At 64.4% G+C, this 12,112-nt stretch carries 10 protein-coding genes; 1 reads left to right on the top strand and 9 read right to left on the bottom strand.

The genetic code is table 11. The annotated features are described in order from the left end of the window. Window positions 1-5 precede the first annotated feature (5 nt). The 5 genes from NJ75_RS04515 to NJ75_RS04495 all read right to left on the bottom strand — a co-directional run bounded on the left by NJ75_RS04515 (window position 6) and on the right by NJ75_RS04495 (window position 6,757). A complete protein-coding gene (locus NJ75_RS04515; protein WP_039331823.1) occupies window positions 6-1,289 on the bottom strand; it encodes an O-acetylhomoserine aminocarboxypropyltransferase in 1,284 nt (427 codons plus the stop codon). A 32-nt stretch (window positions 1,290-1,321) separates the two neighbouring features. Further along, complete coding sequence (scpA, locus tag NJ75_RS04510) at window positions 1,322-3,463, bottom strand: methylmalonyl-CoA mutase (RefSeq protein WP_039331976.1); 2,142 nt, start codon at window positions 3,461-3,463, stop codon at window positions 1,322-1,324. A gap of 116 nt (window positions 3,464-3,579) precedes the next feature. Continuing rightward, a complete protein-coding gene (gene mce / locus NJ75_RS04505) occupies window positions 3,580-4,020 on the bottom strand; it encodes a methylmalonyl-CoA epimerase (RefSeq protein ID WP_039331821.1) in 441 nt (146 codons plus the stop codon). A 2-nt stretch (window positions 4,021-4,022) separates the two neighbouring features. Continuing rightward, window positions 4,023-5,201: an acetyl-CoA C-acyltransferase family protein gene (locus tag NJ75_RS04500; RefSeq protein WP_039331818.1), complete on the bottom strand. Its 1,179-nt coding sequence runs from the start codon at window positions 5,199-5,201 to the stop codon at window positions 4,023-4,025. A 29-nt stretch (window positions 5,202-5,230) separates the two neighbouring features. After that, window positions 5,231-6,757 carry an acyl-CoA carboxylase subunit beta gene (locus NJ75_RS04495; RefSeq protein ID WP_039331816.1) on the bottom strand — a complete coding sequence of 509 codons (1,527 nt, stop codon included), beginning with the start codon at window positions 6,755-6,757 and terminating at the stop codon, window positions 5,231-5,233. A gap of 225 nt (window positions 6,758-6,982) precedes the next feature. Between NJ75_RS04495 and NJ75_RS04490 the strand changes: the two genes are divergently transcribed. Beyond that, complete coding sequence (locus NJ75_RS04490) at window positions 6,983-8,392, top strand: helix-turn-helix domain-containing protein (protein ID WP_039331814.1); 1,410 nt, start codon at window positions 6,983-6,985, stop codon at window positions 8,390-8,392. A gap of 35 nt (window positions 8,393-8,427) precedes the next feature. Here the strand turns inward: NJ75_RS04490 and NJ75_RS04485 are convergent, their stop codons facing one another. The 4 genes from NJ75_RS04485 to NJ75_RS04470 all read right to left on the bottom strand — a co-directional run bounded on the left by NJ75_RS04485 (window position 8,428) and on the right by NJ75_RS04470 (window position 12,047). Then, window positions 8,428-8,805, bottom strand: a complete 378-nt coding sequence (locus NJ75_RS04485; protein WP_039331812.1) for a VOC family protein — start codon at window positions 8,803-8,805, stop codon at window positions 8,428-8,430. A gap of 93 nt (window positions 8,806-8,898) precedes the next feature. After that, window positions 8,899-10,047: a dipeptidase gene (locus tag NJ75_RS04480; protein WP_236727054.1), complete on the bottom strand. Its 1,149-nt coding sequence runs from the start codon at window positions 10,045-10,047 to the stop codon at window positions 8,899-8,901. Between the two features lie 141 nt (window positions 10,048-10,188). Next, entirely contained in the window at window positions 10,189-11,526 is a 1,338-nt protein-coding gene (locus tag NJ75_RS04475; RefSeq protein WP_174544566.1) for an MFS transporter, read from the bottom strand. A gap of 47 nt (window positions 11,527-11,573) precedes the next feature. Continuing rightward, complete coding sequence (locus NJ75_RS04470; RefSeq protein WP_039331808.1) at window positions 11,574-12,047, bottom strand: MarR family winged helix-turn-helix transcriptional regulator; 474 nt, start codon at window positions 12,045-12,047, stop codon at window positions 11,574-11,576. Window positions 12,048-12,112: the final 65 nt, after the last annotated feature.

Raw genomic sequence — 12,112 nt, 5'->3', positions numbered from 1 at the left:
CAAGATCACACCAGCTCCAGCGCCTGCGCGAGGTCGGCGACGATGTCGTCGATGTGTTCGATACCCACCGACACGCGCACGGTGTCCGCGCCCGCGCCCGCGGCCACCAGCTCTTCCTCGCCCAACTGGCTGTGCGTGGTCGAGGCGGGGTGGATGATCAGCGAGCGGGTATCGCCGATGTTGGCGAGGTGGCTGAACAGCTTGACCGACTGGACCAGCTTGACGCCCGCTTCGTAGCCGCCCTTCACGCCGAAGGTGAACACCGCCCCGCCCTTGCCGCCAAGGTACTGGCGGGCCAATTGGTGATACGGGTCTTCCGGCAGGCCAGCATAGCTGACCCACGCCACCTTGGGGTGGGCCTGCAGCCACTGCGCCAGATGCAGCGCATTGCTGCAGTGCCTCTCCATCCGCAGCGCCAGCGTTTCCATGCCGGTCAGCGTCAGGAACGCATTCATCGGCGCCATCGACGGCCCGAGATCGCGCAGGCCCAACACGCGACAGCCGATGATGAAGGCGATGGGGCCGACGGGCTTCAATGCCTCGGTCAGCACCGCGCCGTGGTAGCTGGGGTTCGGCTGCGACAGCGAGGGGAATTTGTCGCTCGCCGCCCAGTCGAACTTGCCCGAATCCACGATCAGCCCGCCGATGGAATTGCCGTGGCCGTTGAGGAACTTGGTGCACGAATGGACGACGATGTCCGCGCCATGTTCGATCGGGCGGCACAGCGCGGGGCTCGCCATCGTGTTGTCGACGATCAGCGGCACACCAGCCGCATGGGCAACCTCGGCAATCGCCGCGATGTCCTGCACCACGCCGCCGGGATTGGCGAGGCTTTCGATGAAGACGCCACGCGTCTTGTCGGTGATTGCGGCGGCAACGGCAGCTGGATCGTCGGCATCGACGAAAACCGCCTTCCAGCCGAACTTGGCAAAGCTGTGCGCAAACTGGTTGAGCGTGCCGCCATAGAGCTTCTTGGCCGCAACGATCTCGCAGCCCGGCTCCATCAGGGTGTGAAACACGATGAACTGCGCGGCATGGCCCGATGCCACGCCCAGCGCAGCCACGCCGCCTTCCAACGCCGCAATCTTCGCTTCAAGCGCGGCGTTGGTCGGGTTCATGATGCGCGTGTAGATGTTGCCGAACTCGGCCAGCGAGAACAGGTTCGCGGCGTGCTCGGCACTGTCGAACACGTAGCTGGCCGTCTGGTAGATCGGCGTGATCCGCGCCTTGGTGGTCGGATCAGGCTCGCACCCGGCGTGGACCGACAGCGTTTCGAGCTTCTGTGTCATCGCATCTCTCCCGTTGTAAGGCGCGAATACTATCAGGCGGCGTCGATCTCGCTACCCGGCGGCGGCATGTTGTGGCCAAGCAGGCGCAGCATGTCTGCGGCGCATTCGACCACGTTCGAGCCTGGACCGTAGATGCCCTGCACCCCCGCTTCGCGCAGGAAATCGTAGTCCTGCGGCGGGATCACGCCCCCTGCCACGACCTTGATGTCCGCACGGCCTGCGGCCTTGAGATGGCCGATCAGTTCGGGGATCAGCGTCTTGTGCCCGGCGGCGAGCGAAGATGCGCCAACCGCATCGACGTCCTTCTCGAGTGCCAGCGCGGCAGCTTCCTCGGGCGTCTGGAACAGCGGGCCGGAGGTCACCTCGAAGCCCATGTCGCCAAAGGCCGAGGCAATCACGTTGGCACCGCGATCGTGCCCGTCCTGGCCCATCTTGGCGACGAGCATGCGGGGCTTGCGGCCAAGCCGGCGCGTCACCGCCTCGACGCCATCCAGCACCTGCTGGTAGCGCGAATCCCCGGCATAGGCCGAGCCGTAGACGCCCTTCACCGGGGTCGGGAAAGTGCCGTGGCGGCCGAACACGACTTCCATCGCATCCGAAATCTCGCCCAGCGTGGCGCGGTGGCGCGCGGCTTCCACGGCGAGTTCCAGCAGGTTGCCGCCGGTCTTTGCACCTTCGGTCAAGGCATTAAGCGCAGCACGGCACTTCGTTTCGTCACGCGTCTCGCGCACGCGCTTGATGCGGGCGATCTGGGCTTCGCGGACAACATGGTTGTCGACTTCCAGCGTTTCGAGCTTGTCCTCGCTCGCCAAGCGATACTTGTTCACGCCGACGATCACGTCCTCGCCACGGTCGACGCGGGCCTGACGCCCGGCGGCGGCTTCCTCGATCATCGCCTTGGGCCAGCCAGCGGCCACGGCCTTGGCCATGCCCCCATTGGCCTCGACGCGCTCGATGATTTCCCAGGCCTTGTCGACCAGTTCCTGCGTCAGCGCCTCGATGTAGTACGACCCGCCGAGCGGATCGACCACGTTGCACATGCCGGTCTCTTCCTGGATCACGATCTGTGTGTTGCGCGCGATACGGGCGGAAAAGTCGGTCGGCAGCGCGATGGCTTCGTCGAGAGCGTTGGTGTGGAGCGACTGGGTGCCGCCCAGCATCGCGGCCATCGCCTCGATCGTGGTGCGGATGACGTTGTTGTAGGGGTCCTGCTCCTGCAAGGACACGCCCGAAGTCTGGCAGTGGGTGCGCAGCATCTTGGAGCGCTCGTCCTGCGCGCCGAGCTTGGTCATCACCCGGTGCCACAGCACGCGCGCGGCGCGCAGCTTGGCCACTTCCATGAAGAAGTTCATGCCGATGGCGAAGAAGAACGACAGGCGCCCGGCGAACTTGTCGATGTCCAGCCCCGAGGCGACGCCATACTTCACGTATTCCATGCCGTCGGCGATGGTGAAGGCCAGTTCCTGCACCTGCGTCGCCCCGGCTTCCTGCATGTGGTAGCCGGAAATCGAGATCGAGTTGAACTTCGGCATCTCGCGGCTGGTGTAGCCGAAGATGTCCGAGATGATCCGCATCGAGGGCTCGGGTGGGTAGATGTAGGTGTTGCGGACCATGAACTCCTTGAGGATGTCGTTCTGGATGGTCCCGTCGAGCAGCTTGCGATCTACGCCCTGCTCTTCACCCGCCACGATGAAGAATGCGAGGATCGGAATGACCGCGCCGTTCATCGTCATCGACACCGACATCTGATCGAGCGGAATGCCGTCGAAAAGGATCTTCATGTCCTCGACGCTGTCGATGGCAACGCCCGCCTTGCCGACGTCACCCACCACGCGCGGATGGTCGGAGTCATAGCCACGGTGCGTGGCAAGGTCGAAGGCGACCGAGAGGCCCTTCTGACCCGCGGCAAGGTTGCGGCGATAGAAGGCGTTGGATTCCTCGGCGGTGGAAAAGCCGGCGTACTGGCGAATGGTCCAGGGGCGGCCCGCATACATCGAGGCGCGGACGCCGCGCGTGAACGGGGCGAAACCGGGAAGGCCGGGATCGGCCTTCACGTCCTCGGCGGTGTAGAGTGGCTTGACCGCGATGCCTTCCGGCGTCTGCCAGGTCAGGTCCTTGCCCTTCACTTCCTTGGCGGCGGCGGCCTGCCAGTCGGCCAGTGTCTTGTCGGTCATTTTGCCATCTCGCACGTCATGCTGAACTTGTTTCAGCATCCATTCTGCCACTCGAACCGCCGTGCCATTCGCACGATGGACCCTGAAACAAGTTCAGGGTGACGGTTCTCTCACCCTCAATGATGCCCGTCCTTGGGCGTCTCCATGATCTCGGTCAGCTGCCCGCCCATGTCCTTGGGGTGCACGAAGAAGATCAGCGTCCCGTGCGCACCGATGCGGGGTTCGCCGAGCACGCGCTTGCCCTGCCCCTCGAACCAGGCCTTGGCCTCGTGAATATCGGGCACTTCGTAGCAAAGGTGGTGCTGCCCGCCCAAGGGATTGGCCGCGAGCCACTTGCCCACTGCGCTGTCCGGGCTGGTCGGCTGGATCAGCTCGATCTGCGTCCCCGCCGTGCCGTTCTCGCCCGGCGTATTGACGAAGCACACCCGCACCTGCTGGCTTTCCAGCACGAACGGCTCGGTGATGTCACTTGCGCCCATCACGTCACGATAGAACGCGATGGAAGCGTCGATGTCCGGCGTTGCAACGCCCACGTGGTTGAGGCGGCCCAGTTTCATGTTCAGACCTTCTCGATGACCATGGCGATGCCCTGACCGCCGCCGATGCACATGGTGATGAGGCCATAGCGCCCACCGGTGCGGTGCAGTTCGTACATCGTCTTGATCGTCAGGATCGCGCCGGTCGCACCGATCGGATGGCCGAGCGAGATGCCCGAGCCGTTGACGTTGGTCTTTGCCGGATCGAAGCCCAGTTCCTTGGCCACGCCGCACGCCTGCGCCGCAAAAGCCTCGTTGCTTTCGATCACGTCGATCTGGTCGAGCGTCAGACCCGCGCGCGCCAGCGCCACCGGCACGGCCTTGACCGGGCCAAGGCCCATGACGTTCGGTTCCACGCCCGCATGGCCCCAGCCGAGGATCCTGGCCATCGGCTTCAGCCCATGCTCTTCAACCGCCTTGCCGCTGGCGAGCACGACCGCTGCCGCGCCGTCGTTGATTCCGCTCGCGTTGCCGGCGGTAACCGTGCCGTCCTTCTTGAACACCGGCTTGAGGCCAGCCATCGCCTCGACCGAGGCATCGGCGCGCACGTGCTCATCCGTATCGAACACCGTTACGCCCTTGCGGGTCTTGATCTCGACCGGGACGATCTGCTCCTTGAAGTAGCCCGCTGCGATGGCTGCGGCCGCACGCTTGTGGCTTTCCACCGCCAGCGCGTCCTGCTCCTCGCGGCTGATCGCGCAGCGCTCGGCCACGTTCTCCGCCGTCACGCCCATGTGGATGTTCTCGAACGGATCGTGCAGCGCGCCGAGCATGGCGTCCATCAGCACCTGGTCGCCCATCTTCTGCCCATTGCGCGCGGTCAGCACCATGTGCGGCGCGTTCGACATGCTTTCAGCGCCGCCGCCGATGGCAATGTCCTGCTCACCAAGGGCAATGCCCTGCGCCGCCGAGACGATCGCCTGCAGGCCCGAACCGCACAAGCGGTTGACGTTCATGGCGGGAGCCTCGATCGGCACGCCCGCGTTTACCGCCGCGACGCGGCTGACATAGGCATCCTTGGGCTGGGTCGGCACGACCGTGCCGATCACCACGTTCTGCACCTTGTCAGGCGTGATCCCGGCGCGGGCAATCGCTTCCTTGATGACAATCGCGCCGGTTTCGGCCGGACGCAGCGAGGCAAGGCCGCCGCCGAACGAGCCGATGGCGGTACGCGCGCCCGAGACGATGTAGATGTCGGTCATTGTCAGTCTTTCCAAAACCGTGGGGCAAATCAGAGCGGAATGTTGTCGTGCTTCTTCCACGGGTTCTCGAGGCTCTTGTTCTTGAGCTTCCTGAGACCCAGCGCGACACGGCGGCGCGTCGAGTGCGGGTGGATCACCTCGTCGACGAAGCCCTTGCTCGCCGCCACGAACGGGTTGGCGAAGCGGTCCTCGTATTCCTTGGTCTTCACCGCCTGCTCTTCGGCGGAAAGCCCGCGGAAGATGATCTCGACCGCGCCCTTGGCACCCATCACCGCGATTTCGGCGGTCGGCCAGGCGTAGTTGAGGTCGCCGCGCAGGTGCTTGGAGGCCATCACGTCATAGGCGCCGCCATAGGCCTTGCGGGTGATGACGGTGATCTTCGGGACGGTCGCCTCGGCATAGGCGAAGAGCAGCTTGGCGCCGTGCTTGATGATGCCATTGTGCTCCTGCGCCGTGCCGGGGAGGAAGCCCGGAACGTCGACGAAGGTCACGATCGGAATGTTGAACGCATCGCAGAAGCGCACGAACCGCGCGGCCTTCTTGGAGGAGTTGATGTCGAGCACACCTGCCAGCACCATCGGCTGGTTGGCGACCACACCCACGGTGCGGCCTTCGACGCGCCCGAAACCGCAGATGATGTTCGCGGCATGCTTGGGCTGGATCTCGAAGAACTCGCCCTCGTCCACTGTCTTGCGGATGACTTCGTGCATGTCATAGGGCTGCGTCGCCGAAGCCGGCACGATGGTATCGAGGCTGGGCTCGAGGCGGTCGTAAGGATCCGAGGTGGGCCGCTCGGGCACGTCCTGGCGGTTCGACAGCGGCAGGTAATCGAAGAAATCGCGCGCCGCCAGCAGCGCCTCGATGTCGTTCTCCAGCGCGAGGTCGGCGACCGAGGTCTTGGTCGTGTGCGTCACCGCGCCGCCCAGTTCCTCTTGGCTGACGACCTCGTTGGTCACGGTCTTGACCACATCCGGGCCGGTGACGAACATGTACGAGCTGTCCTTCACCATGAAGATGAAGTCGGTCATGGCAGGCGAATAGACCGCGCCGCCCGCGCACGGCCCCATGATCAGCGAAAGCTGCGGCACCACGCCCGAGGCCAGCACGTTGCGCTGGAACACCTCGGCATAGCCGCCGAGCGAGGCCACGCCTTCCTGGATGCGTGCGCCGCCGGAATCGTTGAGGCCGATCACCGGCGCGCCGACCTTCAGCGCCATGTCCATGATCTTGCAGATCTTCTGTGCGTGCCGTTCCGAAAGCGATCCGCCGAACACCGTGAAGTCCTGGCTGAACACATAGACCAGACGGCCGTTGATCGTGCCCGATCCGGTGACCACGCCATCGCCCGGAATGACGGTGTCGGGCATGCCAAAGTCGACGCAGTTATGCTCGACGTACATGTCCACTTCCTCGAAGCTGCCCTCATCCAGCAGCACTTCGAGGCGTTCGCGTGCGGTCAGCTTGCCCTTGGCATGTTGGGCATCGATGCGCTTCTGCCCGCCACCCAGCCGCGCGGCTTCCCGGCGCTTTTCCATTTCGGCGATATTGGCGGACATGCGTGGCATCCCTTCTTCTGACTGGCGGACCGTTTTCTGCTGCGACTCCGGCCTGCTCCTCCTCCCCGAGGCGCCACGCCAGAGCCGCGCCCGCGCCCTGCCGGAACGACACCGGGCGCGGATCGGCGTTCCAACTGCGCCACGCCGCTTGCCAAGTCCAATGTTATTCTGCAAACTTGCGAAGGATCACTTTGCAAAACCGGCCGGAGCTGGGGGACGGGATAAATGGCGCGACGCCGCTTGTTTGCAGGCGAACAACTCAAGGCTCTGCGCGTCACGCGAAAGCTGCGCCAGGGCGAGATGGCATCGCTTCTGGGGATCAGCGCCTCCTATCTCTCGCAGATCGAGAATGACGAGCGCCCCCTGACCCCTGCGCTGACCGACCGGTTGCAGCAGAGCTTTCCGGTCGAATGGCAGGACTTCGCTGCCGACCGGGTCGAGCCGGTGCTTTCCGCCTTGCGCGATGCCACCGCCGATCCGATGCTGGGCCAGATGCTTCCCGGCGATCAGGTGGAGCGCGTTGCAGAGCAATACCCCGCCTTCGCCCAGGCCTTCGCCCAGTTGTGGGACCAGCACCGCCGCTCGGTCCAGCGGCTCGAAGCCATCGACGAGGCGCTGGGATCGGACAGTATCTCCGGCGGCCGCCTGCCGTGGGAAGAAGTGCGCGATTGGTTCCACCACGCCAACAACTACGTCGATACCATCGACCGCGCCGCCGAACGACTGGCGGTGCGACTATCCGGCACCGGGCTGACGCCGACATCGGCGCAAATGGCAAGCTGGCTGGAGAGTCGCGGCATCGCGGTTGAACAGGTCAGCGGCGGGGCAATGCGGCGCTTCGACCCCGAAGCGCGCCGCCTCACCATAGACCCCAACCAGCCGATCGAATCCGCCCGGTTCCAGATCGCATACCAGCTGGCGGCCGAAGCCCTGCGCGATGAAATCAGCGCCATCGTCGGCGAGGCAACGCTGCAATCGGACGCCGCGCGCCAGCTCCTGACTGTAGGCCTGGGCAATTATGCGGCAGGCGCGCTGATCATGCCCTACGAATGGTTCCGCACCCGCGCCCGTGCGCTGCGGCATGATATCGATCAGCTGCGCCTGACTTTCGGGGCCAGCTTCGAGCAGGTCTGCCATCGCCTGTCGACGCTGCAGCGCCCGCAGGCGCGCGGGATTCCGATGTTCTTCTGCCGCGTCGACATGGCCGGCAACATCACCAAGCGCCACTCGGCCACACGCCTTCAGTTCGCCCGCTTCGGCGGTGCCTGCCCGCTATGGGTGGTGCACGAAGCCGTAGCGATCCCCGATCGCATCCACGTACAGGCCGCGGAAATGCCTGATGGCGTGCGCTATGTCTCGATTGCCAAGGGCCTGGTGAAGCCTTCGGGCAGCTATTATCGCATACCGCGCCGCTACGCCGTGGCCCTGGGCTGCGAAGCCGCGCTGGCCGACGAGTTCATCTATGCCGACGGGATCAATCTCGCACGACCCGAGGCCGTGACGCGGATCGGCATTTCCTGCCGCATCTGCCCGCGCGACAAGTGCGACCAGCGCGCCTTCCCGCCCAGCGACCGCGCCATCGTGGTCGACCCGCATGCCCGCGATCTGGTTCCTTACGGGATCACGGACATGTGAAGGCCGCCCCGGCTCGATACCGGGGCGGCTGGCGATCAGGCGTTGGGATTGGGCGCGAAAGCGCAGATCTTGTTGCCATCCGGATCGCGCAGGTAGGCGCCATACTGCTTGCCCGGCGAGTTTTCGCGAACGCCCGGCTGACCTTCGCAGGTGCCGCCGTTAGCAAGGCCTGCGGCGTGCCAGGCATCAACCACCGAGGAATCGGCCGCCTTGAAGCCGAGCGTGTAGCCATTGGAGACGGTGTGCGCTTCGCCGTTGCTTGGCTTCGCCACGATCAGCGAGCCGTTGGGCGAAGGGAACAGCGTGCCGTGCGGCAGTTCCACCGCATTGTGACCGAGAGTCTGCATTACCGCGCTGTAGAACTTGCGCGACTTTTCGATGTCATTGGTGCCAAGGAAAGTGTGGGTAAACAAGGTGGTCTCTCCGTCCAGATTGTTATTGAACCAAACTATCTTGCCGCCTTCCCGCCCTTGCGTCGAGAGCGAAAATGGCGGCGAAATGAAACGTCAGAACGTCGTCGCGCTTTCAAGCGGGGCATCGCTGTGGTGCGCGGCGGCATAAGCCTCGGCAGCCTTCATCACCCGCAGGATGTTACCGCTGGCAAGCTTCCCGAGATCCGCCTTCGACCAGCCGCGCCGGGACAGTTCGGCGAAGAGCACGGGGTAGGTCGAGACGTCCTCCATGCCCTGCACCGTCGCCTCGACACCATCAAGGTCTCCGCCGAGGCCGACGTGGCCGACGCCGATCAATTTTGCAATGTGATCAATATGATCCGCGACGTCCTTGACGCTGCCGCGCGGCATCGGGTTAGCCTTGTCCCATGCCGCGAGCGCCGCCTTCTCGGCGGCGGGATCGCCACGATTGAGCGCCTTGGCGCGCGCCGCTTCGGCGTCCCGCGCAGCGCTCCATTGTCGTGCCGCTTCAACGACATAGGGCGGATAGAAGTTGACCATGACGATGCCGCCAGCAACGCCGATCGCCTTCAGCGTCTCGTCCGAGACATTGCGGGCGTGGTGGTTGATCGCACGGGCGTTGGAGTGGCTTACGATCGGCGGCGGACCGCCCAGCGCCACCACGTCACGCATGGTCGCCTCGCTGACGTGGGCGAGGTCGACCAGCATGCCAAGCCGTTGCATTTCCTTGACAACTTGTCTTCCGAACGGCGTCAGACCATCGTGCGCGGGGGCGTCGGTGGCGCTGTCGGCCCAGGCATTGTTCCTGAAATGCGTCAGCGTCATGTAGCGTGCGCCGAGCTCATGCATCTGGCGCAGGACGCCCAGCGAGCCGCCTATCGAATGGCCGCCCTCCATGCCGAGGAGTGAGGCTATCTTCTTTGATTTCCACGCTTTTTCAACGCAGGCCGTGTCGATGCAGAACTGCATTTCAGCCGGGTGCCGCGCGATCAGGCGCTTCATCACGTCGATCTGTTCAAGCGTGGCCTGCACCGCCTGCGGCTCTGGCAGATCGGCCGAGACATAGACCGACCAGAACTGCGCTCCCACATTTCCGGCGCGCATTCTGGGCAAGTCGGTCATCATCCCGACGCTGCGCGTGTCATTGAAATCAAAGCCTTCCAGAACATCCTTGCGGCGTTCGCGGAGCTGCTCGGGGACGTCGTTATGGCCGTCCCAGACCAGTGGAGAAGAACTTTCCAACTCTCGCGAACTCTGGGGTGACTCTGCGGCAACTCCCCCGCAACTCCCCCATAACAGGGCCATGCAGACGAGGGGCGAAACGAGGCTTCTGGTCACGCGCATTCCACCCCCTTCGATCCGGTCAAGGATGCTGAAGTGATCCTACCCCGCAGGCTGATCCGCCATCACGTCGTCGCCATCGCGCTCGGGCAGCATCAGGAACAGCACGAGGCTGAGAACCGAGCCCATTGCCATGATGATCGACACCGTCAGCAGTTGGTCATCTCCCAACCACCCGAACAGGGTGCCCGCCAGCAACGGACTGCCCGCAGCCCCCAGCCGCCCGACGCCCAGCGCGAAACCTGTGCCGGTGGCCCGCGCATAGGCCGGGAAGCCGCGCGCAAAGGCGGCATAGTAGCCGCTGATCGCCGCATTGGTAAAGAAACCGGCGATCATCGTCGCCATTTGCCACGCATTGAGCGTATCACGCCCGGTGCCGAACCAGGCCACCAGCATCGCGCCGATCAGCAGCATCAGCGCGGTCGGCCACCTGACCCCCAGCCGCGCCATCACGAAGCCGAAAAGCGCGCTGCCCAGGAACCCGCCGATGTTGGCGTATGTCAGCACCGTGGCCGCCTGCGCCGGAGGATAGCCCGGCGGATAATCGGACACGATCTGCACCCCGAACTTCAGGATGTAATAGAAGGTGATGCAATGAAACGTGTAGCCGAACGCCAGGAGCAAGGTGACCGGGCGCAGTCTGGGGTTGGACAGGATATCGGTTACCCGAGGCTTGGCGGTACCCGCCACGATCACCGGCAGATCGCTGATGGCAGGCTTGCCAAACGCGGCGAGCGTGCGGTTCACGCCCGCCAGATTGCGCTTCGTCGCCAGATAGGCCGCCGTTTCGGGCACCAGCACCAGGATGACCGGGATCAGGACTGCGGTCACCGCCGCGCCGAACAGAAACACGGCGTGCCAGCTGTAGGTGGGTAGCAGCCATTCCGATGCGGCAATTCCGCCGACGATCGCGCCCAGCGGATAGCCCGCCACATAGACCGCGATGGCGACAGAGCGCCAACGGCTGTTGGTGCTTTCGGCGACCACCGCGTTGGTGGTGGTGAGCATCCCGCCGATGCCGATGCCGGTGAGGAACCGGTAGGCAACCATCGGCTGAACCGCCGTCGCGATGCTTGCCAGATACATGCCAATCGCCATCAGCACGAGGCAGGCAAGCATGGTAAACTTGCGGCCATACCGGTCTGCCGCCCCACCGAGCAGCACCGAACCGAAGCCCATGCCGAGCAGCTCAGCCGAAAGCACCACGCCCAGCGCCGGGCGGGCAATGCCCCAATCGGCGGTGATACCCGGCGCGGCAAAGGCGCTCGACAGCACGTCAAACCCGTCAAGCGCGTTCAACAGCACCATCAGGACCACCACGATCCACTGGCGGACACCCATGGGCGTCTGCTCGATCACCTCGCGCGGGGTTTGTGACATGCGGCCCGAATCCTCTCCAAGAATGGCTTATTGCTATCTGATATAACTTATTCGTGGATTCTGGAAAGCAGTTCGATGAGTTGCCGCACTTCCTTGTCGGTAAAGCGGCTTTTCACCCAGGCCTCGTGCTCGCCGATGGCCTGCTTGGCCCGGGCCAGCATTTCGACGCCAGCGGGCTCGAGGAACAGCGCCTGCTTGCGCCCGTCCCGTGGCGAGCGATCACGCCGCAGGAAATGCTTGGCCTGAAGGCGGTTGATGATCGCCATGGTCGTGGCGCGGTCCATCCGCAGGCGCTGCGCCAGATCGGTCTGGGCGATGCCGGGGTGATCGTCGACCAGCCAGAGCACCGACACCTGCTTCTGCGTGAGATCGAGATCGGTGAAGGTTTCGGTGAAATGCCTGAGGCACGCGCCGTGGGCGAGACGGATGTGGAAGCCGAGAATATCGTTGATCGCGCCGACGTCATCCTCGTCGGTGTGGCCGACGGGCGCGATGGCGTCGGCGAATTTGTCCTTGATCAATGCCCGTCCCCCAACAAATGCGGCCCCAACGATTGCGCTTGTCTAATTGTTAGCATTACATACAA

This window comes from Novosphingobium subterraneum (assembly GCF_000807925.1).
GTDB classification, from domain to species: Bacteria; Pseudomonadota; Alphaproteobacteria; order Sphingomonadales; family Sphingomonadaceae; genus Novosphingobium; species Novosphingobium subterraneum.
Note: the sequence above shows the minus strand (reverse complement) of the source record. Positions and strands in the feature narration are given on the sequence as shown.

Bases quoted from the DNA above. Each gene is read 5' to 3' on its own strand.
- NJ75_RS04515 (WP_039331823.1), bottom strand. From the start codon at position 1,289: ATGACACAGAAGCTCGAAACGCTGTCGGTCCACGCCGGGTGCGAGCCT.
- scpA (WP_039331976.1), bottom strand. From the start codon at position 3,463: ATGACCGACAAGACACTGGCCGACTGGCAGGCCGCCGCCGCCAAGGAA.
- mce (WP_039331821.1), bottom strand. From the start codon at position 4,020: ATGAAACTGGGCCGCCTCAACCACGTGGGCGTTGCAACGCCGGACATC.
- NJ75_RS04500 (WP_039331818.1), bottom strand. From the start codon at position 5,201: ATGACCGACATCTACATCGTCTCGGGCGCGCGTACCGCCATCGGCTCG.
- NJ75_RS04495 (WP_039331816.1), bottom strand. From the start codon at position 6,757: ATGTCCGCCAATATCGCCGAAATGGAAAAGCGCCGGGAAGCCGCGCGG.
- NJ75_RS04490 (WP_039331814.1), top strand. From the start codon at position 6,983: ATGGCGCGACGCCGCTTGTTTGCAGGCGAACAACTCAAGGCTCTGCGC.
- NJ75_RS04475 (WP_174544566.1), bottom strand. From the start codon at position 11,526: ATGTCACAAACCCCGCGCGAGGTGATCGAGCAGACGCCCATGGGTGTC.